Below are 24,624 nucleotides of genomic sequence, written 5' to 3'. Positions count from 1 at the left end.
CCGCTCATTGTCTATACGTATAGGTGTGCGTATAGTCGAGTCATGCCCAACAAAACGATCTACGTGTCCGACGACGACCTGCCGCTGTTCCAGCGGGCCCAGGAACTCGCCGGCGGCACCCTGTCGGCGGCCATCGCCTCCGCGCTGCGCCGCTACGTCGAGATCGAGCAGGGACGGCAACAGGGATTCGACGAGGTCATCGTGCGAGTCGGCCCCGGGCTCGGCCGCAGACAGCGCTTCTCCGGCATGCTGCTGGCCGAGCTGGAGCTGACCGGCAACGAGCGCGACGAGACCTATCGGGTCTACCGCACCCGCACCGACAAGTACGTGGTCCACCTCGAACGTTCCGAGGCGCACGTGAACACCGGACCGAACGCCGAGAAGTACCGCACCGGCTGGCGTGCCTGGGTCGGCGACTGGAGTGCCAACCAGTCCTGGACGCGCATCCCCGCCGACTCGAACCTGCGCATCGCCGACGACCTCGACGCGCTGCGCGAGATCATTCCGGCCCAGCTGTACGAACTGGTTCTCGACGCCGTTGACGAGCCGACCATCGAGGACCTCGACATCTGATCCACCCCTGACGGACCGCGGACGAGCCACCGGCTCGCCCGGCGATCACACACGTCCCAACATCACGGACGAGCCCACAGCGGCCGCCCGGCGATGACCCACGCCCAGCCCAAGGAAGGCGACACATGACAACAGAGAGTCCGGCGATCCGGGTGAGCGGGTTGCAGAAGTCCTACAAAGACGTGCAGGTGCTCAAGGGCGTCGACCTCGAGGTTGCGCGAGGCAGCATCTTCGCGCTGCTCGGCTCCAACGGCGCCGGCAAGACCACCATCGTGCGCATCCTGTCCACGCTGCTCAAGCCGGACGGCGGCACGGCCAGCGTCAACGGCTTCGACGTCGCCGCCGAGCAAGTGCGGGTGCGCGAGTCGATCAGCCTGACCGGCCAGTTCGCCGCGGTCGACGAGATCCTCACCGGCCGGGAGAACCTGGTCCTGGTCGGCCGGCTGCGACGGGTCGGCAATCCCCGCACGATCGCCGACGACCTGCTCGAACGGTTCGGCCTGGCCGACGCAGGCGGCCGGCGGGTGGCGACCTACTCCGGTGGCATGCGACGCCGGCTCGACATCGCTATGAGCCTGATCGGCGACCCGCCGATCATCTTCCTCGACGAGCCGACCACCGGCCTCGACCCGGAGGGCCGCCTCGAGGTGTGGGGAGTGATCCAGAAGCTCGCGCACAGCGGCACGACCATCCTGCTGACCACGCAGTACCTGGACGAGGCCGAGAAGCTCGCCGACCGGATCGCCATCCTGCACGACGGCACCATCATCGTCTCCGGCACCCTCGCACAGCTGCGAGAACTGCTGCCACCGGCCAAGGTGGAGTACATCGAACGGCAACCGACCCTCGAAGAGATCTTCCTCGCGATTGTGGGCAAACGATGAACGACGTCACGATCATGCTCGGCCGCTCGATCAAACACGTGACCCGCAGCATGGACACCATCATCACGGTCACGATCATGCCCATCGCGTTCCTGCTGCTGTTCAGATACGTGTTCGGTGGCGCCATCCAGTCGGGCAGCGGCAACTACACCAACTATCTGATGCCCGGCGTCCTGCTGATCGCGATCGCCAGCGGCATCTCGTACACGGCGTTCCGGCTCTTCACGGACATGAAGAGCGGCATCTTCGAACGGTTCCACTCGATGCCGATCGCCCGGTCGTCGGTGCTGTGGGGGCACGTGCTGACCTCGCTGGTGTCCAACGCCATCTCGGTCGTGGTCATCATGCTGGTCGGGCTGGTGATGGGCTTCCGCTCGTCGGCCGGGATCCTCGCCTGGCTCGCCGTAGCCGGGATCCTCGCCCTGTTCACTCTCGCCCTGACCTGGCTGGCCGTGATCCCGGGCCTGACCGCGTCCACCCCCGACGGCGCGAGCGCCTTCTCCTACCCGCTGGTGTTCCTGCCATTCGTCAGCTCGGCCTTCGTCCCGACCGGCACGATGCCCGGCCCGGTACGCGCCTTCGCCGAGAACCAGCCGGTCACCGCGATCGTCAACGCCATCCGCTCGCTCTTCGAGCGACAGCCGGTCGGCAACGACATCTGGGTCGCTCTCGGCTGGTGCGCGGGCATCCTGGTCATCGCGTACGCGTTCGCGATCGCCGCCTACCGACGCAAAATCGCCTGAACCACGATCGACCTAGACACCTCCGCCCAGCTGATCACCACCCAGCCCACCGAGGCCACGCGATCGTTGTTGCCCGTCCCACTCCCCACGCGCGGAACGTCGCGACCGTCCTCGTATGGCTTGCTAATGGCTTGTGCTACCGACTCGCCGGGAGTCCAGTTCGGCCTCAACCCGATGCCCGTTCCGCTTTCCGTTCCGATCGATGCTGTCATCCTCGGGTTGGCTGCCCTCGGCGTTGACGGCCACGTCGCTGCGGCCCCGCGCGCTCCCGATGATGCCCGCCGCACATGGGGGAGTGCGTGTGGGCAGGATGACGACGTGAGTGGTGCGTCTGGCGCGAGGATGTGCAGCGTGCCGTCCTGCGAGATGAGGGGCAGGACGGCCGCGGCGCTCGGCGAGTTCGTCAGCCTGCGAATGACCTGGTGGCAGAGGTGTTCCCGGCCGCGGCGGGGGCGTTCTGGATCATGGCGGGGGCGTCTCCGGGCCCGTGGCGGTGCGTGTGGGGTTGAGGAAGACGAACCGGATCGCCGGGTTACGCGCGGTGAGCCGTCGTCTGGCCTCGTCGGCCACGTCCTCGACGTCGGCGGCCCTGACCTGGTCGGCAAAGTCGATCTTCGCAACAACGAGAATGTCGTCGGGACCGAGCTGCAGGGTCAGCAGCTCCACGATGCCTCGCACGTTTGGCAGGGCGGCCAATTCCCGGCGAATCTCGTCCTGAATCGGCTCCCTTGCTGGCCGGCCGACGAGCAGGGCGAGGTTGTTGCGGGCCAGAATGGTGGCCACCACGAGGAGCAGTACACCGATGGCGACCGATGCGAGGCCATCCCAAAGCGGGTCACCGGTCAGCTCGGCGAGCCCCAGGCCCGCTCCGGCCAACCCCAGACCGATCAGGGCGGCGATGTCCTCCAGGAACACCGCCTTGATCGCGGTGTTGGGCGTGCGCCGCAGGACCCTAGCTGGACTGATGCCCCAGCGCTTGGCCCGGCGCCGTACCTGCCGCACCGTCCGTATCAGGGACACCGACTCCAGGACGAACGAGACGACCAGCACCGCGTATGAGACGAGGTAATCTCCCGTCTCCTTGCCCGATGCGATGACGTGCACGCCGTGGGTGATGGAGAAGCCGGCGCCGCTGACGAAGGTGAAGACCGCGGCGAGGAGGGCCCAGATGTAACTCTCCCGGCCGTAGCCGAAAGGGCGCGCGGGGTCGGCCCGGCGGCCCCCACGACGCAGCGCCACGAACAGCAGCACCTCGGTCGTGGTGTCGGCGAAGGAATGCGCGGCTTCCGACAGCACGGCCGCCGAACCCGAGAGCAGACCGGCAACCACCTTGGCCAGGGCGACAGCGACGTTGACGGAACCGGCCACGATCACCGTGCGGACGCTCTGCGACTGCCCGTCCGATTCGGTCATGAAGCCAGGCTATGGGCCGGGAGTCGGCCGGGCGGGCAAGACCATCGAGTCATTTCGTGACGGCCCACGGCTGACAGCACGGGCGCCTTTGTCTTTGGGCGAGTTGGCCCATTCTCTCCGCGGGTTCTCCCGTCCGCCGTGCGGGTGTCGGAAGGCCATCCGCGCAGCTCAAGCGGCATGCGTTTACTCGTGGAGCATGCCGCCGGCTCGGTCGACGGGGAAGGCGCCCCGTGGTGGGACATCAGGCGACGCCCCCGTGAAATGATCCACGTATGCTGACCCGCCGCGATCTCAATCGTGCCCTGCTTGCGCGGCAGCTGCTGCTGGAGCGCTCGCCGCTGGGCTCGCTGGAGGCGATCGAGCACCTCATGGGCCTTCCCGCCCAGGCGCCGAACCCGCCCTACCTCGGGCTGTGGACGCGGCTGCAGCGGTTCCAGATCGAGGACCTGTCGGCACTGCTCACCTCCCGCGCGGCTGTCCGTACCGCGCTGATGCGGGCCACGCCGCACCTGGTCAGCGCCCGCGACGCCACGGACATCCTGCCGCTTCTGCTGGCGGTGCAGGACCGTCACCTAAGCCCGTCGGGGCGCGAGCGGCTGCGCGGAGCCGATCCCGGCCGGGTTGCCGCCGCGGGACGGGCCCTCGTCGAGGAGCGGCCGCGCACCATCAAGGAGCTCGGCGCGGAGCTCAGCGCACGCTGGCCCGACGTCGAGCCCGCTGCGCTCGGCGCGGCGGTGCGCGCGGGCGTGCCGCTGGTACAGGTGCCTCCGCACGGGCTGTGGGGCGCGGTCGGGCAGCCCGCGTACACCAGCGCCGAGCACTGGCTGGGCGCCGGCGGCGGCCCGGGGACCACTCTGGACGACCTGGTGCTGCGGTATCTGGCGGCGTTCGGCCCCGCGACGGTGCAGGACATGCAGGCCTGGTCGGGGCTCAGCGGGCTGCGCGAGGTGACCGAGCGGCTCGGCGGCCGGCTGGTCGCCTACCGCGACGAGGACGGCACCGAGCTGCTCGACCTGCCCGATGCCCCGCTGCCGCACCCGGACACTCCGGCGCCGGTGCGCTACGTCGCCGACTTCGACGCGATCGTGGTCTCCCACGACGACACCAGACGGATCATGGAGGACCGGGACCGCCGCGACGTGTTCGGCGTGCCCGGCATCATCCCGGGGACGGTGTTGGTCGACGGGTTCGTCCGGGCCATTTGGCAGATCACCCGGCGCAAGGGCGCGGTTACGCTGGTCGTGCGGCCGCTGTTCCAGATCCCCACCCGCGACGTGCACGACCTGACCGAGGAGGGCGAGCGGTTGCTCGCGTTCGCCGCGCCCGACGCCGTACGCCGCGACGTGCGGTTCAATTCCCGCTGGTGAGCCGTGCCCGGGGCAGGCGCAGGAGCGGCAGCGGCCGGTGAGTCCGCACGACCGAAGGCCTCGTACCCGTTGAGCGCCAGCAGGATGACGATCAGCAGCGCGGCCGTGACCAGCGCCGGGACCACGACGGCGATCGCCGCGACCGCGCAGCAGGCGAGCGCGGCGGAGAACCGCTGCGCACGGCGCCCGAGCAACGGTCTCGATCGGGGCAGCAGGCGGTCAGCCTTCCCGGTAGGCGGGCAGCCCGAGCGCGGTGCGGACTCTGCCGGCCTCCTTGGCTCCACTGCTCGCCGCTGCTGCGCGGATCTCCCGCATCAGCGCGTCGGCGTCCGCCGATTCGCCGGCTCGCCGCCAATGCCGTAACGCGACGTCGTTCTCCTTGAGGAGTGCGTCCATCGGCGCCCGGACCTTCGCCGGCCAGACCGTCTCGCGCAGCTCAACCGCGTGCGCCGCGTTCGTCCGGGCCACGTTGGCGGCCAGCGTACGGACCGTCCGCCACGGCTTCCCGGCGTTGACCGCGTCCTCCAGCTCTTCCAACGCGGTGTTGTACGGCGCCACGCTCGCCAGGTAGCGGCTCTTCGCCTCAGCAGGCGTCAGCGCGGCAGGGGTGGTCGGCGCGGCGCTCTGCCAAACCGGCGCTGGAGCTTGCGGGTCGGCCTGTCCGCCTCCACCGCACCCGGCGAGCAGCACGATCAGGGTCAGGATGGCCGTCCAGCGACGCACGGAGACTTCCCATCTGTCGAGCTCCGAGACACCGGGAGCGTACGCCGCCCGCATCGCTGACCACGAGTACTGCGGGGCCGAGGTGCGGGATGAAGGTCGCGCGACTACTTCGCGAGGGCCTGCGCGCGCGTGCGGCCGTATTCGGCCAGGGCGTGGAACGCGGCCTTCGGCCTCCACGAACCGTCAGGCAGTACCCGCACGATCCCGCGCGCGGCCAGGTCGTAGTCGTGCTCCGGGTCGCCGGTGGTCGGTAGGTGCCGGTTCGCGAACGTGTATACGAACGCCGCCTCCACCCCGCCGGCCTCGTAGTCGCGCAGCAGGTCCACAACGTAGCGGGCCTGGCCCTCCTCGTCACGCTCCAGCCCCGCGGTGAGCTTCGCGGCGCGGCCATGCTCGTCGTACGTCACCGGTTCCGCCCCTCCCGCGACGTCGGCCGCGCCGCGGAACGTGCAGCAGCCGAACTCGGTCGCGGCGTACGGCTTGCCCTGCCCCACCGCCGCCGCCAGGGTTTGCGGGAACGCTCCGGCGTTGGTCGCGTCGCGGTAGCTTGCGTCGCTGGCGATGATGTCGAACGGCGCCCAGTCGACGTCCTCCAGCGGGATCGACGCGTAGCCGACGAGGCCGCCGAACCGCTCCCGCACCGCAGGCACCACCTCGGCGAGAAAGTCGCGAACCGCTGCGCGCGCGACCGGAACCGCCTCCCGCATCCGCATTGGATCGGTGAACAGCGCCATGCGCTCGGCTAGGTCACCGCCGGGCAGGAAGCCATCGGTGAACAGGGAGATCTCGGAGCCCGTGAGGTACACGACCGAGGACCCACGGCGCCGCAGCCGCTCGGCCCGCTCGGCGCCGTCGAGCACGAACGCCATGAGTCCGTTGCGGTCGAGGCCGTTGGTGAACGGGCAGTACCACACCTCGAGCCCGGCTTCGGAGGCGAGTCGCGCGGTCAGCTCGAGCCGGTCCTGGACGCCGCCGGTGATGCGCACCGCGTCGCAGTGCAACTCCTCACGGATGACGCGCAGGTCGCGCCGCACGGTCTCGGGGTCGAACGGCTCGTGGGTCGTGGACCCGGCGCTCACGAAACCGGTGTCGTAGTTCATGCCGAAGACGCGCATCGAGTCCTCCTCGCTCGTAAGGTACTTCGCGTACCTTACAAGGTACGTCCAGTACCCTACAAAACATGAGCACGAGGCGCCGGGGCGAGGAACTGGAGCGGGCGATCCTGCACGCGGCAGCGGAGGAACTGCGCGAGTCCGGCTACGCGGGGATGACCATGGACCGGGTCGCCGCCCGGGCCGGGACCAATAAGAACGCCATCTACCGCCGGTGGCCGCATCGGGCGGCACTGGGCATCGCGGCGTACCGCCACCTGTCCGACGCCGCGTTGCCCAATCCGGACACGGGCACCCTGCGGGGCGACGCGCTCGAGATGCTGCGGCTGGCGAACGAGACGTGGTCCTCGCCGCACGGAGCGGTGCTACGGGGCCTCCTCGCCGCCGCGGCCGACGACCCGGAGCTACTCACCCTGATGCGCGAGCGATCCGGCGCGGACGCCATGGACCGCGTCTGGCTCGCGATGCTCGAACGGGCCGCGGCCCGGGGCGAGGCGCCGGCGGCAGCCGCGCACCACCGGGTCGCGACGACGCCAATCATGCTGTTAAGAGCCGAGTACGCGATGCGCGGCATCCCCTCGGTCCCCGACGAGGTACTCATCGAAATCGTCGACGAGGTCTTCCTGCCGCTCGTACGCGGCCGCGCCTGAACACCCACGTCGAACGCGATCACCCGCCACTCGACGCTGACGTCAGAGCCTGGTGCGTCATCTTTGGGCATACCCGTCTCGGCCACCGTCTGAGGAGCGATGGAGTGCCCGGGTGGTGGCGTAAATTTCCTGCCTTCTATACCGTGGCACGACTGCGGGCGGCTACTTCCCCGATATCGCTGTCCGCGACGGATTCGCGTACGCAGTCGAAATGAGGGGTTCGTCGTGACCATGGACTCGCAGGCGTCCGGCTGGCCTGAGGCCGGCAACGTCGACGTGCAGCAGAAGATCGACACGTCGGTGCCGCATTCGGCGCGGATCTGGAACTACTGGCTCGGCGGCAAGGACAACTTCGCGGTCGACCGCGAGGCCGGCGACCAGTATCGACAGGTTTTCCCCGGCGTCGTCGACGTCGCCCGCGCCTCCCGTCAGTTCCTGGTCCGCTCGATCACGTTCCTCGCCGGTGAGGCGGGCGTCCGCCAGTTCCTCGACGTCGGCACGGGGCTGCCGACGGCCAACAACACCCACGAGGTGGCGCAGCGGATCGTGCCGGAAGCGCGGATCGTCTACGTCGACAGCGACCCGCTGGTGCTGGTGCACGCCCGCGCGCTGCTGGTCAGCACGGCCGAGGGCAAGACCGCCTACCTCGACGCCGACCTGTACGACCCGGCCGCAGTCATCGCCGAGGCCGGCAAGACGCTCGACTTCCAGCAGCCGATCGGACTCATCCTCAGCGGCGTTATGGGCCACGTGCCCGACTACGAGACGGCCCGGTCGATCACGCGGCAACTGCTGGCGCCGCTGCCGAGCGGCAGTTTCCTCTCACTCAACGACGGCACCAGCCTGATCAGCCCGGAAATGCAGCAGGCGCAGGAGAACTACAACGACACTGGGGCGACCCCGTACACGCTGCGCTCGCCCGACCAGATCGCCGGGTTCTTCGAGGGCCTGGAACTGGTGGAGCCGGGCGTCGTACCGTGCCCGCAGTGGCGACCCGACGACGAGGTCGACGGGCCCGCCGACATCGACGCCTTCGGCGGGGTAGGCCGCAAGCGCTAGAGCCGGTCATAGCAGGACTCTAAGTGGGGCCGACCCGCAGGAGCGCGAACCTTCATGATCAAGCGCCGCGGGGAAGCCAGACACACCTCCTCGGCTTCAGCTACGCGGTCTGGAAGTATTTGTTTATCAGGCCGTCGAGGATCTTTCCGTCAGGGTCGACCGGTCTCGGTCGACTGGCTGTTCGACCGACGCGGGACGGTCTCGGAGTTCGGTCGCGGGTTTCCGTCGTCTCACCGGGGCCTGCCGTCCTCGCGACGCTGATCGGTGCTCGGTGGCCTTCTCCGCCGCGTCGGAGGCCGCGACGGGTGGTGTGGTGCGGATCGCCGCGGTGTTCACCAGATCCGGCAGGTCCCGCCCGGCCACCAGGGGTAGCTCTCGCGTGACGTCCGTGATCGGGCCCGGGTCGCCCGCTCCGTCGGCGACTCGGGCGACGCCTGCTCGTCCCGTCGCGGCGGTTCGCGGCATCGGTGCCACGCGGCGGGTCGTTGCCGGCGGCGCGGTGTCGGCCGGCCCCGCGACGGAGGCTGCCGCGTCCGTGGTCGACGGCGATTCCGCCCGGCTGGTGGCCGAGCGGCCTGTTGTGTTGCGCGGCGTTCGGCGCGGTGCAGCTGCCGGCAGGAGCGGGGCGAGTTCCGCGTGCAGCGCCGCCCAGTCGGAGGCGGGGGGCGGGTCGGGCTGATCCGTGGTCGAGGTGAGCTGGCCCGTACCTTCGGACCGTTCGAACTGCCGGTCGCTACGGTCCGGCGTCACCGCCCGGGACCGCTCCGATCCCGGTCGCTCGTCACCATCTCCCGCCTGCTCAACGCCGTCCCCGGCTGACTCTGGCCGCGCTGAGCCGCCGAAGGTCCCGTCCGCCGCAGGGGCTACGGGAGCCGCGTCCATGAGCGTCTCGGGGGCGTCGGCGAGCAGCCGCTCCGGGGCGTTGGCGAGCAGCCGCGCGGCCGAGGCTAGTGCGACGGGGTCGGGGTGGCCGGCCCGACGCCACCGCCGGCGGCGGCCGCCAGCCGGCAGGTTTCCGGCCAGCACCCGCGCAGGTGCCAGATCGGCGGCGATCAGCGCGGTGAGCCCGTCGTAGTCCGCCTGCTCGGCCAACCGTCGGGCGATCTCGTCGAGGTCGTACACCGCCACGGCGATGTCCGCGGTAGTGGCGTCCAGTGCTCGGCCGATCTTGCGGCGCAACACCCTGCTGAGCGCCGCCTGCCGCCGCTCGGCGCGAATCTGCGCGCGGGCCGCGTCGAGCGAACCGTACAGCCCCAGGCCGGGATCGGCCTTGGCCAACGAGCGGGCGCGGCGGGTCAGCCACGGGTGTCGCAACCAGTGCCCGACCGGTTCGTACCCCGGCGTCGTGGGTGGCAGCTGTTGCCTGGCGCGCAGCCGGTCCCGCCGCTGATTCTCGCTGCTCATCAGCCACACCAGATAACCGAGCAGCGACATGCCCGCGTAGAAACCGCCTTCGAGGTGGTTACTGTGAGCCAGCCAGTTGAAGGCGACCGCGGCGGCGGCGATGCCGGCCGACAGCACCCGGGACAGCATTGCCCTTTCGCCTAGCCGACGGCGTACGTCAGCGTTCGCCAGCACCACGATGCCGCCCAGCTCCAACGCCCCGACCGCGGGAAGGGCGACGTACCACGGCATGCCGAGCCCTTCCATCGCCCCGGACACCTGGCCACCGAGCGCGATCAGCAGCACGACAACGTAGAACCCGGTGCGCAGCACGGCAACGTGCCGCATCGCCTTGGCCAGGTCCGCGTCCCACGCCTCCGGCGGCCCGGCGCCTGACGCCCCGCCAATTGACTTTCCGCCGGTCATCCGAATGTGGTCCGGTTCCTGGAACACGCCGAGCAGGTTCCTCTCTCACCTCGGCCCCGGCCTGACCGGCGCCGCGGCCGCCCGACCCGGCGGTGCCGCCCGTCGAGTCGTACCAGAGCCGCGCTCCGGCTGCCGGCCGTCGTCCGCCGCATGCTACAAGGTTGCCGGCCGCATTGGAGATCTGCGATACCACGCCAGGTGCCCTGGGTCGCCCCTCCCGCGCCACACCTATGGTGACCGGAGCGGGCACCAGGTGACGCAGAACCCAGACAGTCGCCTCGACGCCGGGGTGACCATGGGCGGTCGTCTGCACCACCCTCGCGCTGATCGAGATCAGCTGATACGCGGCGGTGCCGCTGTCCGGCGACGACTACATCGAGCTGCTGCCGGTGTCCTGGAACGCGATCGGCAAGGGCAGCATCAAGCTTGCGGGTGTGTTTGCCGTCAGGCTTGGTGACCCAGGCGTAGACGGCGAAGCCGTTGCGGTAAGGGAGTTGGACCCTTCGCCGTTTGCTCGTGCTCGTGCGGGCTCAGGCTGCCTCCTGGCGTTCGATCTGGTCGCGGATGTAGTCGTGGACCCATGCGGGGAGGATGCGGCGGTACTTGCACGCTGATCCTGGCCCGGAGACCGATTCCGGCCATGCGGTCTCCACCGCCGAAGTGCTGGCCAGGGTCCTGCCAGACGCGCACCTGCAGGTCTCGGCAACCGCTGGGGACGTCCGCACCTGGCGCGACCGAATCGGCACCTTTCTGGCCGGCTGACCGGCAGCTTTCCGGCCGGATAATCCCTTGGCCCGTAGACGCCGAAATGCTACGAAGGGGAGTGCCTGACCTGACGAGCTCCCTTGATGCAACGTCCCTGGAGACTCCGCGGCTGCTGTTGCGCCGCTGGCGAAGCGATGATCTGGACGGGTTCGCCGCGGTCAACGCGCAGCCCGAGGTGATGCGCTACATCCATGACGGCCGCACGCTGGACCGGGCCGCGACCGCGGAGCGTCTGACCAACTATCAGCGGCACTGGGAAGAGCACGGCTTCGGCCTGTACGCGGTGGAGATCAAAGAGACCGGCGAGTTGGCCGGTTTCACCGGACTGGCGGTGCCAACCTTCCTGCCCGAGATCATGCCGGCCGTGGAGATCGGCTGGCGGCTCGGCCGCGCGTACTGGGGCCGAGGCCTGGCCACCGAGGCGGCCCAGGCGGTTGTCGCCCACACTCGTGCCGAGCTCGACCTGCGGCGGCTGGTCAGTATCCACGTCGTCGGCAACGAGGCGTCCGCGCGGGTGATGGTCAAGCTGGGCATGTCGCTGGAGCGCGAGACCGTGCAACCGGACACCGGCCGCCACGTCCGGGTCTACGCGATGGACCTGTAGACAGATCCCCGCAGCCAGGACCGACGCCGCCGACGCGAAGGGCCGACCAGAGAGGGACGCTCAGCAGAAGGCCAAGCAACACGAAGGCCTGCCGACAGGAAGGCCAGCCAGGAGGAGCGCCGTCCAGTACACCGTTCTGCCGTGATCTAAGCTCGCCATTGTGGGCCGCCACCAGCGCCGACTGACGTGGATCAAGGTTTGCGGCGTAGCTCGCGCAAAACACCGTGCCGGCGTACGGCCCACACGAGGCGCCGGACGCTGCGGTGCCGCACGAACAACACCGCCGCCCGACGGACCAAGCCGAACCGGTCGTCGCTCACCTGGTTCTCAATGGTCTGCCAGATCAGCTCACGCACCTTGGCGCTGTCCAGCACCGCGCGTACCTCGCGCCGCACCGTGGGATCCTCGGCCGCCGAAGCAATGGCGGCAGCCTGAGCCGGTCGGTCCGCAAGGGGCTCCACCAACGCCGCGACGAGCGGTCGGCGCACATCGTCCTGCTCCAGCAGCAGCAACACTGCCTCCCGAATCTCGATCGTGTCCAGGCCGGACCGCAGCAGGCTCAACAGGCTGCGCTCAACCTCATGGTCATGATCCGGAACGGACAGCGCGGCCAGCAGCAGGGCCACCTCATCGAGATCAATGAGGTGGCGCACCCCGTCGCGGAACTCCGGCAGCCCCCAGGCGACCTGCAGGCCCTTCACGAGATTGCGGTTCATGAGCCATCCGCTACCCGGAGGCGACAGCCGGCGAAACTCCGCGACCTGTCCGGTCCACCGCACCGGCCACGAACCCGAGTTGGCCGGCATCAGGGTCATCCAGTAGCGGGCGAGACGCCCGCCCGCAGTCTGGGCCCAACAGCGTCGCACCGGCCGACGTAGGGCCACCTCCATCACCGAAGCCCAACGAAAAAGCACTTCGCTCATGCCGCGATCGGCGCGCTATCCAGCGTAACGGCGCGCCAGAGTTGCCCGACCTTCGCCGGCCGTTACATCGTGGCCTGCGTGCTTCCAATCTTCCTGGCACGTTCCTGACCCTTCACGGGTCAGGTGGACAGAGCCTCGGTGGGGGCGCCCTAGGGCTTCAGCACGATTTTGCCTCGCGCGTGGCGGGACTCACTCAACTCGTGCGCGGCGGCCGCCTCTTCCAGAGAGAACACGGCAGCGACCGGCACTGTGAAACGACTCTGCTCGGCCAGTTCGCCGGCGGCGGCGATTCCTTCGAGAGACGGTGTGTCCGCGCCGGGGCCAGAGCCGCGCGACAGGTGCACGCCGTACGCCGCGGCGTTGATGTCGGCGATGCTCACCACCCTGTCCGGGCTCGCGACAAGGTCCACCAGGTCGGGTATAGAACCAGAGCCGGCACAGTCGAGTACGACATCCACCCCGCCGGGCACCAGAGTGTGGACCCGCTCGGCCAGCCTGGGGCCGTAGGTGGTCGGGATCGCCCCGAGCGAGGCGACGAACTCATGGTTGCGGTCGCTGGCCGTGCCGATGACGGCCGCGCCGCGAGCGACCGCGAGCTGGATCGCGGTCGTACCGACCCCGCCGGCCGCGCCCTCGATCAACAACGTGGTGCCGTCCTTGACGCCCAGCCGGTCGAGCACGCGGGTGGCCGTCTCGATGTTGCCCGCCGCGCCGCCGGCCTGCTCCCAGCTCAGAGCGGCCGGCTTCGGTGCCCAGGCGGCCAAGACGGCGTATTCGGCGTTCGCTCCGCCCATCTGGGCGTAGTCCGTGATCCCGAAAACCTCATCGCCTACCCGAGCCGTGATCACCCCGTCACCGACCTCATCCACCACGCCAGCTGCGTCGACACCGGGCACGTGCGGCAGGCGGAGCGGAATCCAGTCCTGGAATCGGCCGGCACGGACGTACGTGTCGGCCGGATTGACACCCGAGGCCCGAACCGCCACCCGTATCTGGCCCGGTCCGGCGTGCGGTTCCGGTGCCCCCGAGACCTCAAGGACACTCGCGGGACCGTACTTTGAAAATTGCAAAGCCCTCATGCACACGGACGCTAACGCGCGCCGCTGTCCGCCTCGCTAAAGTGAGAGCAGTGACCGATCGTTTGCCTCACACCCTCCGCTCCGACGCCCTGGACAACCGCGAGCGCATCCTCGATGCCGCCCGCGCGGTCTTCGCCGTGGAGGGCTTGGACGTGCCGATGCGGGAGGTTGCCCGGCGCGCCGGGGTTGCACCCGCCACCCTGTACCGCCGATTTCCGACCAAGGAGATGCTGGTCACCGAGGCATTCGCAGAACAGATGTACGCGTGTCGCGCCGTCGTCGACGCGGGCCTCGCCGATCCGGATCCGTGGCACGGTTTCTGTCTCGTGATCGAGAAGATGTGTGAACTGCACGCACGCGACCGAGGCTTTACCACGGCTCTCATTTCGACCTTTCCCAATGCGGTGGACTTCGACGCGCGCCGCGAATACGCGCTCAGAGCGATCGACGAACTGGCCCGCCGCGCCAAGGAAGCGGGCCGTCTGCGCCCCGACTTCGTCCTGGACGACGTCATCCTCGTGCTCATGGCCAACAGCGGTATCCACGCGACCTCGCCGACTGCCCAGGTCACCGCCTCCCGGCGTTTCGCCGCGCTCGCCATCTCGGCATTCCAAGCCTCCCCGGATGTCTCGCCGCTCCCGCCCGTGGCGCGGCTGGCACCCCCGGCATCGGTATCCAGACGCAGCCAAGTGGGCTAGTCCTTCTTCCTGGTAGCGGCGCTGCCAGACGTAGAACCGGGTGTGGCTGAGGCCATGTGACCCCGGAGCTTCTGCGACCCCTCGGGCCGGCGTTGCCGGCAGGCCAGGGGTCTGCCCGAGTTGCGCGCGCCGCATCCCCACCACGCCTCGTCGCGTGGGCGGGCCGCCGCGTCAAGCTCAGCTTGACTGGATTGGGCTGGAAACCCCTTCCGGGCTGAGGAAGCTGGTAATGAGGGTGGCAAGTTCTTGAGGGCGTTCGGCGACCATCGCATGGCTGGCGCCGGCGAGGTGCAGCACCCGCAGTGACGGGTTGTCTAGGCTGGCGAGACGCTCGGCGGTGGCGCGGCGGTAGGCGGCGTACAACTCATGGAACGCCTGCTGTTCGGGTAGGTCCTCGGTTGCGAGTACGAGCAGCAAAGGGCACCGAGTGTCCCGGTAGGCGGGGATTAGATCAAGCGATTCCATTGCATTGCGCAGCTGCTCGGTCAGCTCTGGACCGGGACGCAACCGGCTACGGCCGTCGTCGCAGGGCATCAGATTGCGCGCAAAGGCCGCCGCCCAGTCTTCCGGCGTGGCTCCGTACCGTTGGGCCATCGCACGCTGTCCAGCCAGCGCTGCAGCCACCTGATCGGCGTCAAGCGGGTCGGCCATCATCGCCGCCACAGCATCGAAGGCGGCCCGCAGCTTGGCGAGTTCCGTCGCTGCCTGCTCCGGATCCATCCCGGAGAGCTGCTCCGGGCGGCCCAGTGTCGGGTTCCCGTCGAGGCTGACCGCGCCGGGGCACTCCGGGTGGCGCTGCGCCCAGAGCGCGGCCACCATCCCGCCGAGGGAAACGCCGACCACTGCGGGAGGGGCCAGGGCCAGGTCATCGGCGACTGCGGCCAGGTCGGCCAGCACCTCGTCCCAGCGCCACGCACCGTCTCCGGACCGCCCATGCCCTCGAAGGTCAACGGTGACCACCCTGTGGGCCGGCCGCAAGTGTTGAGCCAGCGTCATCATCTGGGCGAGATTGCCGCCGGCGCCATGCAGAAGTAGCAGCGGGCGTCCGGACCCGCCGAAGTCGCGGACTGCGATCGGCACCGTCCCAGAGCTGATGAAGGTCTCACGCACGTCTGGTCCTCTCCTGTAGCAATCGGTCACGGACGGAGGCGCAGAGCACGCCACGCTCGGGGTGACGGGCCAGCTTGCCGCGGGAGACCAGGTCGTGGACACCCTGGCGAGTGATGCCGAGCATGGCGCCCGCCGCCGCGTATGACACCGACTCGGCGGTGGGGTGACCCACCCGCCGCGCAACCACCTGGCCGAGCGGGCTTCGCCACCAGTCCAGGGGAGGCTCGAATGGGCCATCTCCTGGATACAGGGTGGAGATCACTCGCATGATCGCTGCAGCGGCCGCTCGGTCGTCGCCGCTGAGCATCGTGGTGGCCCAGGATCGTGCCCGCTCGTGGACGACGGCGCGCAGCGAGTCGACACGGTCGTGGCCGTCGAGCAGGATCTCGAGGGGGTCGAGCAGGCGGATGTCGATCAATCTGGCGAGCTGTTCGACAAGGTCCCCGTGGCTCGGTGGCATACAGCCTCCTCCGTTGCTTGACGGTCATCGTCAAGTACTTGACGCGGCATGTCAAGCGGGAGTTGTCGAACCGGCGGGGCGAGCAGACGGTCGAGGGCTTGGACCATGGCGAAAGTAGCCGGCGGGTGAAGGCGAGCGTTGGCATCCCTCACCGAGGTTCGTGCCCATTGCGTGCCCGACGTATGGGTCAACACCGGCAAACAGCGGTACCCGACACCCGGGATCTGAACTCTTCGTGCCCGTTCACCAGTCGGCACGGCTACTCACTGTGGCGGATCAACCCGATTTCCAAGCTGAGGTTAGGCACCTTCAAGCTGAACGGTCCGGGTTACTGGTCGTCGTCCTCGTCGTCCCGCATCAGGCGATCGAGGTCCTCGGGGCGCATCCGCTTGACCTGGGTCTCCAGTTTGCGACTGTACTGGCGATCGTTCGGATTCATGCCGTTACGAGATCGAGAGCTGCGGCCATACTCCTTGAGAAAGCCACCCAGCTCTCGGCGTATGCGTTCCCGCCGGCCCGACATGGACGCCACTCTAGGATCCGAAGGGCGAGTTGCGCCCTCCCATAAACCCCTGTCGACAGCAACGGCGACAGCAACCGCCCGAGACGAGGACGGCCGGCAGCGGACCGGGTACGGATCGAAGCCCGAGGTTACAGACCCGGACGGACGCCGCTGGACGGAGCCCAGAACTTACAAGCGACGGGCCGTGCGAAGCCGGCTCTATTTCTGGAATGCGTGACTGTCGCTGGGCCCCTAGGGGCGGCCGAGCTGTTCGATGTTCTTCGCCCACTCGCGAGTCAGCGCTAGTGCCGCTTGGCGATCCTTTACCCCTTGCCGATGTAGGTCGTGGCGGCCCGGGTCATCGTCGCCGAGGTGGGCTGGAAGCGGGTAGGCCACGACGAGCCAGCGGCCGGAGGCCGCCCGGTACGGCCACACGACCGTGGTGGCAAGCAGCGCGGCAAGCCAGTTGAGCACGTGGCCGATAGTCAGAACCAGGAGAATGGCTAGCGCGATGATCTCGAAGGGTCCGGCGTCTGAGCCTCCAAGCGCCGGCTGGGGGAACCGGGGACGCCAGGCGAGACGGCGGCGGCCCACCCGCCACACGCGCAGTCGACCGGACTCGTTTCTCCACTGCGCCAGCACGACGCCATGGTGGCGTACGACCGCCAAGCAGGCAATCTGCGGTGTCGGCAACCTCAGGACCGCTGCGCGGACTGAGCTGACGAGTGGGCGTATCAAGGATCCTGCCGAGCAGCCAAACCATTGAGCAGCGCTGAGCGACGTTAACCAAGCCCTGTCCGCTGCTGGCAGTGTGGAGGTCCGCCCGTGCCTGACGCCAGCAGATGACATCAACGGAGCCGACCGCCGCCGAACATCAGCGGACGGACCAACGGGAGCCCGCGGCCATCTCGAACGACGGCCGACCCGGCGGCAGGAGCGACGCTGATCTCGCGTGGGATACCGAGCTTCTCCAACACCTCGGCCGTGAAGGTCTGACCGTGCCGGCGCCGATCCCGACCATGGACGGCCGGCTGTTCGCCGATGGTCTGGTGGTGATGACCTACCTGGAGGGCGGGCCGCCCGAGACGCAGGCCGACTGGCGTCGCGTGGCCGGCGCGCTCCGCGAGCTGTATCGGTTGACGCAGGTGGAGGGCTTGGGGTGGTGCCGCCGTCCCCGACAGGCGATGCCCGCCGGGAACGACGGAGGGGCTCACTGGCTGGAGCGGGCGCTCGGGGTGAGGATTAAGGCGAGGACCGCGGCAGCGGCGGCAATGGTCGCACCGGTGGTGAAGCCGTGTTCGAAGTAGTACGTCACGACGTCGGGCCCGGTACGCCATCCGGTTAGCGGGTCCGCGTCATGGACGCCATCACGATCCGGTTCGGCACGGTGAGTCGACCCACGGTCAACGGGCGAAATAGTGCCGCGACGGGGTCCACGGTCGATGTCTGCATGCTGATTCCTCGAAACCTGATCGGTTGAACTGGAGGCTGGTGGGCGACTAGCGGAAGTCCGCTGCGTGGTCGAGGGCCCACTGCCGGAATGTGCGGGCCGGAACTCCGGCAACCCGATCAACGGTCGTGGTGACCGGCTCCGGCACGTCAATCATCGCGGCCCACCCGTTAAGCGCCATGTCCACGAACGACGGATCGCCCCACGCGGCTAGCAGAGACTCGCGCGCCTCGGCGCGAGGCTGCTCCTCCCACCGGAGGTCGCGGTCGATCGCCGTCCCGATGAGCCGCACCTGCTCCCGTTGGCTGACGGCCTCAGGCCCGGTGAGGGTGTACGCCGCCCCAACGTGCCGATCCTCGGTCAGCGCCAGCGCGGCCACCGCGGCCAGGTCCTTCTCGTGTACCAGCGACCGGCGGGCGTGTCCGAACGGCCACCGCACGGTCCCTCGAATGCGGATTTGCTCAGCCCAGCCAAGCGTGTTGGCCGCGAATCCGCTCGCCCGAAGGAACGTCCACTCCAGCCTGGTCCGCTCGATCAGACCCTCGATCTCACCCCAGAAGCCGCCTGGGCGTTCGCCATCCCGCCCGCCCATCGCGGACAGGTAAACGACCCGGCGGGCGTACTCCGAAAGCCGCTCCACGGTTGCTGGTGCGACCGCGGTCGACACGCCGGGCCACACGAGGAAAACCGAGTCGACCCCGGCCAGGGCGGCGTCAAGCGTGTCCGGTCTGGTCAGGTCACCGGCGGCGACGGCAACACCGGCGGGCAGCCTCGCTGCGTCCGGTTCGCGGACCAGTGCTCGGACGTCAGCGCCCAACTCCAGCAGCCTGTTAACAACGTGCCGACCGACGTTGCCGGTGGCACCGGTGACCAACACTGATCTCTGTGTACTCATTGACCGCTCCAGTGGTTCGTGGCGTACGCGCGCCGATTCCGGCCGATCTGGCAACGGCGCCCGGCACACTCTCGAACTTGAACAAATGTTCAAGTCAAGTACCGTGTCGGCCGTGACATCGCTCGCACCCGATGCCGACGAACTTACGATCGGTGAACTGGCCGACCGTAGCGGCGTGACCGCCTCGGCGCTGCGCTTCTACGAACGCCAGGGCCTCATCCGCAGCCGGCGCACCGTCGGCAACCAACGCCGCTACAGCCGCGCCACCCTTCGCCAGGTGGCCTTCATCCGGGCCTCGCAGACCGTCGGAATCCCGCTGGCGGCGATCGGCAGCGTCCTCGCCCTGCTGCCCGAGGGACAGACACCGACGCGCGAGTTCTGGATACGCGCGTCCGAATGCTGGAGCGCCGAACTCAACGCCCGGATCCGGCAACTGGAACGCATGCGCGACTTGTTCACCGAGTGCATCGGGTGCGGCTGTCTGTCCCTCGACCAGTGCGAATTGATCAATCCGGACGACAAGCTGGGCGCCCGCGGGCCAGGCCCGCATCGACTGGTCAAACACCCGCAGGCGCCGTAGACGCCGGGCGCCTCGACGCCGCTATCGATCCACGCGAACATCCGTTGCTGGCTGCGGCCAGTCGGCGCGCCGGTTCATTGTGCAAGCCAGGGCCCACGGGTGGCCGGCAGCGTGGACCCCGCCACCCGCGCGTTCGGAGCCGATTAGCGGACTCGGCTCGCCGCCGTCGGGCAGCTCGAAATCGACACCGACAGCCATGGCGATGGCCGCGACGGCCGTCACGGTGACGGCACCGGCAGCCGCTGCGGCCAGGCCGGGCCGGGCCGGAGCAGCTGGCTGCGCTTCTGGCTGTGGGTGCTGAGCTGGCCTGTGGGGGCGGTGGAGGTTATGAGCACCCGTTCGATCTGTCGGCATTCTCGAATGTCGGCTCATGCGTCGCTGGGCGGATGTTGTGGTTGAGGTGGAAGACGTTGTGCGGGTCCCAAATGTTTTTGAGGGCGGTGAGCCTGGCGAGCTTGGCGGCCGGGTATGCACGGCGTACGCCGCGTTGCCCCTCGTCGGCGGCGAGCGAGTTGACGTAGGCGCCGTCGGCGTACGGGTCGAGCGCGGCTCCGGCACTGCGAGCCGCTGCCATCCAGGTGTCGTCTTCGGATGGCTCGGTCCAGCGACAGCCGGCGCCGAACTCGAACGTGGTGCCGCGGTGGCTGAACGCGGCGTCGGCGTCCGCGACGTCGGCGATGGCGCCGCCGTGCGCCTGCAGGCCGACGCCGGGCAGGTAGGCGCCGGCGTGCAGGTCCGACGCGCCGCGCAGCAGGAACGCCTCGATCGCGGCGGTGGGGAACTGCCGCAGGTAGTGCGCGCTGGAGTACCGGCGGTAGGCGTGGCCGCCGGTGGTGTCGTCGCGTTGCTGGAGTTCGAGGTATGACGGGGTGGTGACCCGCTCGGCGACCGGGCGCCCGAGCGCGCGCATCGCCGGCAGCAACCGGTGACCCCGTGCAGGATCGCCGACCCATACGAAGCCGACGGTGGCGACAGGGCCGCTTCCCGTGCTGTGGACATCGGCGGTGAAGGTGGCCTGCGGCGGCGCGACGGCGTTGAGGTCCCGCCAGCCTTCGAGCACCGGCACGGCGTCCTCGGCGCGGAAGTCGAACTCGGCGACCAGGGTCTGCGTTCCGGTGTGGTGCAGTTGGAAGTCGAAGCCGGTGACGATGCCGAAGTTGCCGCCCCCGCCGCGCAGGCCCCAGTAGAGGTCGCGGTTCTCGGTTCGGCTCGCGGTCACAACCTCCCCGTCGGCGGTGACCATCGTGTAGGAAACGACGTTGTCGCAGGCCAACCCGTGTTGGCGGGCGAGCCAGCCCATGCCGCCGCCAAGGGTCAGGCCGCCGACCCCGGTGTGCGAGACGTTACCCGCGGTCGTGGCGAGGCCGTATGGCTGCGACGCCCGGTCGAGTGCGCCGAGCAGCGCGCCGCCCTGGACCCGGGCGCGTCGCCGGATCGGGTCGACCCGAACGCCGTTCAACGAGGTCAGGTCGATCATCAGGCCGTTCACCGGGACGGCGAGGCCGGCCACGTTGTGCCCGCCGCAGCGCACGCCGATCTCCAGGTCGAGTTCGCGGGCCAGGCGCACCGCGGTCACCACGTCGGTGACGCTCGCGGCCCGCACGATCATCTGCGGGCGGCGGTCGATCATGGCGTTCCAGACGGTGCGGGCCGCGTCGTAACCCGGGTCGCCCGGGGTGAGGAGGCGGCCGTCGAAGCGGGGGCTGGTCGCTGTCGTCATACGTCTGAGCCTGACGGAGATCGGTACACCCGGTAAGGTCCGATTGCATGGGCCGAACCAGGACCAATTCGAGCACGGCGGAGGACCTGCTCATCGATGTCGACCGGTCCGCGGCCGAACCGCTGCACCGGCAGATCGCCGCCTCGATCCGGGGCAGCATCCGGGCCGGCCGGTTGCGTCTTGGGGCGTCGCTGCCACCCACCCGCACCATCGCAGCCGATCTGGGAGTGTCACGCGGCGTCGTGGTCGAGGCCTACCAGCAACTCGTCGCCGAGGGCTACCTCACCAGTCGGGCTGGCGGCTACACCCAGGTCGCGGTCGAGCCGGTTCCGCCGCCAGCGGATCGCCGCGCCAGGGATCGGCCGGTGGCCCGGATCGACTTCGGGTATGGCCGCACCGACGTGTCGTCGTTCCCCCGGGCCGCCTGGCTGCGTTCGGTGCGCACGGTCCTCACAACCACGCCGAACGAGCGCTTCGCCTACCTCGACGGGCGTGGCGTGCCCGAACTGCACGCGGCCCTGACCGACTACCTCAACCGGGTCCGCGGCACGTCGGCCCGCCCGGAGAACGTCGTGATCTGCAGTGGCTACGGCCAGGGCGTCGCGTTGCTGATCCAGGTGCTCGCGGCGCGCGGTGCCCGTCGGCTGGCCGTCGAGGACCCATCCGCGGACGACGACGCCCGCCTCGTCGCGGCCTCCGCCGGCCTGGAGGTGATCGGCGTCCCGGTCGGGCCGGACGGCATTCTCGTCGAGAGGCTCGAACAGACCGACGCGGACGCCGTCGTGCTGACGCCCTCGCACCAGTGGCCCACCGGCGGGGTCCTGTCGGCCTCCGCGCGGGCCCGGGTGATCGGCTGGGCGCAGCGTCGACGCGCCGTGGTGATCGAGGACGACTACGACGCGGAGTACCGCTACGACCGCTCGCCCGTCGGCGCCATGCAGGGGCTGGCACCCGACACCGTCGTGTACTGCGGCACCGCGAGCAAGACCCTGGCGCCAGGGCTGCGCCTCGGCTGGCTGCTGGCGCCGTCACACCTGGTCGACGAAATCGCGGCGGCCAAGGTTCTGGCCGACCGTGGCTCTCCCGTCATCGACCAACTGACCTTCGCCGACTTCCTCACCCGCGGCGAGTTCGACCGGCACCTGCGGCGCATGCGCCCGGTCTACCGCCGCCGCCGCGACGCACTCCTGGCCGCGCTGCGCACACGGCTGCCCGAACTGAAACCGGTCGGTGTCGCGGCGGGCCAACACGTCGTAACCTGGCTCCCGTACGACCTCGACGAGGCCGCGGTCGTGGCTGCCGCCGCCCGGCACGGACTGGTCGTGCAAGGCGTCTCCCGGTACCGCCTCAGCCCCGCCCGACCCGGCGGGCTGATCTTCGGCTACGCCACCCTCACCGAACGCGCCATCACAGAAGGAGTGGAAGCCCTTGCCGACGCGGTCGCAGAGGTCCGTGCACCAATCTGCCGCTGATCAGGCGGCGTTGGCGGATTGACCTGCAGGACGCGCGCGGCTTTGTCGACGTGAGTGCGCAAGGGCGGCGGAGGGCGTTCCACCCGGATTGATACGGCGAGACGTAGAGACCGATGGTGGTAGCCCGTAGATGCCGGTTGCAGCCATGGGGACGTCGTTGACGGCGCTCGGGGCCGCTCGTGATGACATCGCCCTACGGCTGGAACGAACGACCGCCCAAGACCTGTATGCCGAGACCGGTGAGCATGGCGCGGCCGCCGCGCCCATCACCCCGCCGGGCGCCGCAGAAGCCGAGCGGTCACCGGGGGCCCGTGATCCCCCACAGCTGGGCTTGGCCGGCGTCGGGGATCAGCCTCGTGGCGCCTGGCTAAGCGCCCTTCCTGGCGTTCTTGACCGCCTCGCGGTTCCTGGGCGCGGCTACCGCTCGCAGGACCCGCTGTCGAGGTGGAAGTACCTCGTGTTGGCCCAGCGGCAGAGCCGGATGCCGACGACAACGCCGGCGATCGTGACCAGGGCAGGAAGGTACCCGCTGGCGACCTGCACGATCGGGATCGCCGGACAGCCACCCGAGATCGCCCAGCCGGTACCGAACAGCACCGCGCCGGGGATCACGCCGGCGTGGATGCGTCCCGGGGTGCGACGGACACGCAGTACCGCGAACACCACGACGATGATCGCTACGGCGCCGACGAAGGCCAGGAACATGCGGGGATCCTGGAAGGTGAACATGCGGTTCAGTTCGGCGTAGTCAGCGAAGCCGATGTTCGTGACGGTGAAGCCGAGGGCAAGCCCGGCGATGATGTTGGCGACGAGTATCCCGCCCCGGGTACGCATCAGATCACCTTCCACAGCAGAAATGACACCAGGACGCCGGTGCCGAAGAAGACGGCGGTGGCGACGATGCTGACCGGCTGTAGTCGGCCGCAGCCGTTGAGCCCGTGACCGCTGCTGCACCCTCCGGCGAGACGGGTGCCGAAGCCGACGAGCACACCGCCGACGAACAGTGCGCCGATCATTGCGATCGGCTTGTCGGTCACGATCCGGCCGAAGGCGTCGCCCATGTCGAGGCGGAGCTGGAATCTGCCGGCGGTAACGGACGCTACCCACCCGCCGACGAAGATTGACAGAAGCAGGGCGGCCTGGCTGACCAAGGGTGCCGGGAGCATGCTCGCCACGGAGGAGCTCACCGCCGTCGGCGGCCGCACCTGCTGTCCCGGTGTCGGTGCGTCTGCGTGCGGAGCGCGAGGCGCGGCAGGCGCAGGCGAACCGGCTCCGAAGTGGTCGGCGGTGGCCACGGCGAGAGCGTCGGCGAGGACATGTTCGTCGGCGAACTGGGCGTTCACCCGTTCGACACGGCGTTCTGCGCGCCAGTGCAGCACACGGTCCCACGCACCGGAGACCCCGAAGGATCGATCGGTCGTCACGGCGTAGTTGATGGTGGTGAGGGCGAGCCCGGCGGCCCCCGCCCACCACGGCCAGTATCCAGTCATGCGGAGGTCGCAAGCCAATCTGTGAGTCGGGTCCACCATCCGATCCGCCGGGGCGCCGGTGGGGTCGATGGGGTTTCGGAGGGGTGGGGGTCCTGCGGGCCTGGTTCGGCGTTCGGGCCTTGGGTGGGCACCGGTGCCGGGTCGGGCTCCCGGGCCGGCACCGGCTCGAACCGCTGTGAGGGCCCCGGAATGAGCCGTGACGGGGATGCCTGGCTGGCCGTGTCCGACCGGTCAGCGGCGGGCATGCCTCTCAGGTGCAGCGCGTCGGCTCCATTCGGCAGGAGCGTGATCGGCACGAGCTGCCCCGTCCGGGACCGCTCATACCGAGCGCACGTCCGCCAACCCTCCGCGCTGTCGCAGTAGTAGTTACGCCATTCGCGCAAGCTTGCGTTGAGCAGCGGGAAGAGGGGGCACTCCCGAACGTGTAAGCAGCCCATGTCACTCCGATCTGGCCAGCGTCACCCGCGATTGGGCGAGATGGCATGAGCTGGAGAGGCAGGTCTCGGTCAGCAAGCATACATACCGTATGCATGAATAGCGATC

Annotated in this window: 26 protein-coding genes; 12 read left to right on the top strand and 14 right to left on the bottom strand. The window is 69.4% G+C overall.

What is annotated here, in order from left to right; translation table 11 throughout:
- The first annotated feature begins 42 nt into the window (after positions 1 to 42).
- From ACIP9D_RS00305 to ACIP9D_RS00295, 3 genes are all read left to right on the top strand, one after another.
- On the top strand, positions 43 to 573 hold the full coding sequence (locus ACIP9D_RS00305; protein WP_350876928.1) for an EXLDI protein: 531 nt from the start codon (positions 43 to 45) through the stop codon (positions 571 to 573).
- Positions 574 to 698: 125 nt separating this feature from the next.
- Positions 699 to 1,457 (top strand): ATP-binding cassette domain-containing protein, encoded by a 759-nt coding sequence (locus tag ACIP9D_RS00300; RefSeq protein WP_350876926.1) that lies wholly within the window; start codon positions 699 to 701, stop codon positions 1,455 to 1,457.
- Complete coding sequence (locus ACIP9D_RS00295; RefSeq protein WP_350876924.1) at positions 1,454 to 2,200, top strand: ABC transporter permease; 747 nt, start codon at positions 1,454 to 1,456, stop codon at positions 2,198 to 2,200. The genes ACIP9D_RS00300 and ACIP9D_RS00295 overlap by 4 nt, the downstream gene beginning before the upstream one ends.
- Before the next feature lie 462 nt (positions 2,201 to 2,662).
- Here the strand turns inward: ACIP9D_RS00295 and ACIP9D_RS00290 are convergent, their stop codons facing one another.
- Positions 2,663 to 3,613, bottom strand: coding sequence for a cation diffusion facilitator family transporter (locus tag ACIP9D_RS00290; RefSeq protein WP_350876922.1), 951 nt, complete (start codon positions 3,611 to 3,613; stop codon positions 2,663 to 2,665).
- Between the two features lie 272 nt (positions 3,614 to 3,885).
- Between ACIP9D_RS00290 and ACIP9D_RS00285 the strand changes: the two genes are divergently transcribed.
- Complete coding sequence (locus ACIP9D_RS00285; protein ID WP_350876920.1) at positions 3,886 to 4,980, top strand: winged helix DNA-binding domain-containing protein; 1,095 nt, start codon at positions 3,886 to 3,888, stop codon at positions 4,978 to 4,980.
- A gap of 219 nt (positions 4,981 to 5,199) precedes the next feature.
- Here the strand turns inward: ACIP9D_RS00285 and ACIP9D_RS00280 are convergent, their stop codons facing one another.
- On the bottom strand, positions 5,200 to 5,703 hold the full coding sequence (locus ACIP9D_RS00280; RefSeq protein WP_350876918.1) for a hypothetical protein: 504 nt from the start codon (positions 5,701 to 5,703) through the stop codon (positions 5,200 to 5,202).
- Positions 5,704 to 5,807: 104 nt separating this feature from the next.
- Positions 5,808 to 6,818, bottom strand: coding sequence for a hypothetical protein (locus ACIP9D_RS00275; protein ID WP_350876916.1), 1,011 nt, complete (start codon positions 6,816 to 6,818; stop codon positions 5,808 to 5,810).
- Positions 6,819 to 6,883: 65 nt separating this feature from the next.
- Here ACIP9D_RS00275 and ACIP9D_RS00270 point away from each other — a divergent pair, with 65 nt between their 5' ends.
- The gene (locus ACIP9D_RS00270; protein ID WP_350876914.1) at positions 6,884 to 7,465 is read left to right on the top strand and encodes a TetR/AcrR family transcriptional regulator; all 582 of its coding nucleotides are present in this window, start codon (positions 6,884 to 6,886) and stop codon (positions 7,463 to 7,465) included.
- 231 nt (positions 7,466 to 7,696) lie between these two features.
- Complete coding sequence (locus ACIP9D_RS00265) at positions 7,697 to 8,524, top strand: SAM-dependent methyltransferase (protein WP_350876999.1); 828 nt, start codon at positions 7,697 to 7,699, stop codon at positions 8,522 to 8,524.
- 126 nt (positions 8,525 to 8,650) lie between these two features.
- Here the strand turns inward: ACIP9D_RS00265 and ACIP9D_RS00260 are convergent, their stop codons facing one another.
- Positions 8,651 to 10,360: a hypothetical protein gene (locus ACIP9D_RS00260; protein ID WP_350876911.1), complete on the bottom strand. Its 1,710-nt coding sequence runs from the start codon at positions 10,358 to 10,360 to the stop codon at positions 8,651 to 8,653.
- Positions 10,361 to 10,683: 323 nt separating this feature from the next.
- Here ACIP9D_RS00260 and ACIP9D_RS00255 point away from each other — a divergent pair, with 323 nt between their 5' ends.
- Both ACIP9D_RS00255 and ACIP9D_RS00250 read left to right on the top strand, forming a co-directional pair.
- A complete protein-coding gene (locus tag ACIP9D_RS00255; protein ID WP_350877001.1) occupies positions 10,684 to 10,947 on the top strand; it encodes a hypothetical protein in 264 nt (87 codons plus the stop codon).
- 209 nt (positions 10,948 to 11,156) lie between these two features.
- Positions 11,157 to 11,702: a GNAT family N-acetyltransferase gene (locus ACIP9D_RS00250; protein WP_350876909.1), complete on the top strand. Its 546-nt coding sequence runs from the start codon at positions 11,157 to 11,159 to the stop codon at positions 11,700 to 11,702.
- 191 nt (positions 11,703 to 11,893) lie between these two features.
- Here the strand turns inward: ACIP9D_RS00250 and ACIP9D_RS00245 are convergent, their stop codons facing one another.
- On the bottom strand, positions 11,894 to 12,625 hold the full coding sequence (locus tag ACIP9D_RS00245; RefSeq protein WP_350876907.1) for a hypothetical protein: 732 nt from the start codon (positions 12,623 to 12,625) through the stop codon (positions 11,894 to 11,896).
- A 149-nt stretch (positions 12,626 to 12,774) separates the two neighbouring features.
- Positions 12,775 to 13,704: an NADP-dependent oxidoreductase gene (locus tag ACIP9D_RS00240; protein ID WP_350876905.1), complete on the bottom strand. Its 930-nt coding sequence runs from the start codon at positions 13,702 to 13,704 to the stop codon at positions 12,775 to 12,777.
- Between the two features lie 50 nt (positions 13,705 to 13,754).
- Between ACIP9D_RS00240 and ACIP9D_RS00235 the strand changes: the two genes are divergently transcribed.
- Positions 13,755 to 14,402, top strand: coding sequence for a helix-turn-helix domain-containing protein (locus ACIP9D_RS00235; RefSeq protein ID WP_350876903.1), 648 nt, complete (start codon positions 13,755 to 13,757; stop codon positions 14,400 to 14,402).
- A 177-nt stretch (positions 14,403 to 14,579) separates the two neighbouring features.
- Here ACIP9D_RS00235 and ACIP9D_RS00230 read toward each other — a convergent pair whose 3' ends face one another.
- The 3 genes from ACIP9D_RS00230 to ACIP9D_RS00220 form a co-directional block, all read right to left on the bottom strand.
- On the bottom strand, positions 14,580 to 15,512 hold the full coding sequence (locus ACIP9D_RS00230) for an alpha/beta hydrolase (RefSeq protein ID WP_350876901.1): 933 nt from the start codon (positions 15,510 to 15,512) through the stop codon (positions 14,580 to 14,582).
- Complete coding sequence (locus ACIP9D_RS00225; protein WP_350876899.1) at positions 15,505 to 15,972, bottom strand: hypothetical protein; 468 nt, start codon at positions 15,970 to 15,972, stop codon at positions 15,505 to 15,507. Before ACIP9D_RS00225 ends, ACIP9D_RS00230 begins: the two co-directional genes overlap by 8 nt.
- 754 nt (positions 15,973 to 16,726) lie before the next feature.
- Positions 16,727 to 17,116 carry a hypothetical protein gene (locus ACIP9D_RS00220; protein ID WP_350876896.1) on the bottom strand — a complete coding sequence of 130 codons (390 nt, stop codon included), beginning with the start codon at positions 17,114 to 17,116 and terminating at the stop codon, positions 16,727 to 16,729.
- A gap of 200 nt (positions 17,117 to 17,316) precedes the next feature.
- Here ACIP9D_RS00220 and ACIP9D_RS00215 point away from each other — a divergent pair, with 200 nt between their 5' ends.
- Positions 17,317 to 17,781 carry a hypothetical protein gene (locus ACIP9D_RS00215; RefSeq protein ID WP_350876895.1) on the top strand — a complete coding sequence of 155 codons (465 nt, stop codon included), beginning with the start codon at positions 17,317 to 17,319 and terminating at the stop codon, positions 17,779 to 17,781.
- 192 nt (positions 17,782 to 17,973) lie between these two features.
- Here the strand turns inward: ACIP9D_RS00215 and ACIP9D_RS00210 are convergent, their stop codons facing one another.
- Positions 17,974 to 18,819 carry an NAD(P)H-binding protein gene (locus ACIP9D_RS00210; protein WP_350876997.1) on the bottom strand — a complete coding sequence of 282 codons (846 nt, stop codon included), beginning with the start codon at positions 18,817 to 18,819 and terminating at the stop codon, positions 17,974 to 17,976.
- A 112-nt stretch (positions 18,820 to 18,931) separates the two neighbouring features.
- On the opposite strand from ACIP9D_RS00210, the gene soxR reads away from it, so the two are divergent.
- Positions 18,932 to 19,399 carry a redox-sensitive transcriptional activator SoxR gene (gene soxR / locus ACIP9D_RS00205; protein ID WP_350876893.1) on the top strand — a complete coding sequence of 156 codons (468 nt, stop codon included), beginning with the start codon at positions 18,932 to 18,934 and terminating at the stop codon, positions 19,397 to 19,399.
- Between the two features lie 21 nt (positions 19,400 to 19,420).
- On the opposite strand, the gene ACIP9D_RS00200 is transcribed toward soxR, so the two are convergent.
- Both ACIP9D_RS00200 and ACIP9D_RS00195 read right to left on the bottom strand, forming a co-directional pair.
- Positions 19,421 to 19,753 carry a DUF6069 family protein gene (locus tag ACIP9D_RS00200; RefSeq protein ID WP_350876891.1) on the bottom strand — a complete coding sequence of 111 codons (333 nt, stop codon included), beginning with the start codon at positions 19,751 to 19,753 and terminating at the stop codon, positions 19,421 to 19,423.
- Complete coding sequence (locus tag ACIP9D_RS00195; protein WP_350876889.1) at positions 19,725 to 21,119, bottom strand: FAD-binding oxidoreductase; 1,395 nt, start codon at positions 21,117 to 21,119, stop codon at positions 19,725 to 19,727. The genes ACIP9D_RS00200 and ACIP9D_RS00195 overlap by 29 nt, the downstream gene beginning before the upstream one ends.
- Positions 21,120 to 21,166: 47 nt before the next feature.
- Here ACIP9D_RS00195 and ACIP9D_RS00190 point away from each other — a divergent pair, with 47 nt between their 5' ends.
- Positions 21,167 to 22,591 (top strand): PLP-dependent aminotransferase family protein, encoded by a 1,425-nt coding sequence (locus tag ACIP9D_RS00190; RefSeq protein WP_350876887.1) that lies wholly within the window; start codon positions 21,167 to 21,169, stop codon positions 22,589 to 22,591.
- Between the two features lie 417 nt (positions 22,592 to 23,008).
- Here the strand turns inward: ACIP9D_RS00190 and ACIP9D_RS00185 are convergent, their stop codons facing one another.
- Together ACIP9D_RS00185 and ACIP9D_RS00180 are read right to left on the bottom strand one after the other, a co-directional pair.
- Positions 23,009 to 23,425, bottom strand: a complete 417-nt coding sequence (locus ACIP9D_RS00185; protein WP_400449074.1) for a YeeE/YedE thiosulfate transporter family protein — start codon at positions 23,423 to 23,425, stop codon at positions 23,009 to 23,011.
- Entirely contained in the window at positions 23,425 to 24,117 is a 693-nt protein-coding gene (locus ACIP9D_RS00180) for a YeeE/YedE thiosulfate transporter family protein (protein ID WP_400449073.1), read from the bottom strand. The genes ACIP9D_RS00185 and ACIP9D_RS00180 overlap by 1 nt, the downstream gene beginning before the upstream one ends.
- Positions 24,118 to 24,624: the final 507 nt, after the last annotated feature.

The sequence above is a fragment of the Micromonospora sp. NPDC093243 genome (assembly GCF_044753725.1).
Taxonomy (GTDB): domain Bacteria; phylum Actinomycetota; class Actinomycetes; order Mycobacteriales; family Micromonosporaceae; genus Micromonospora.
This window is presented reverse-complemented; position numbering and strand designations above follow the sequence as displayed.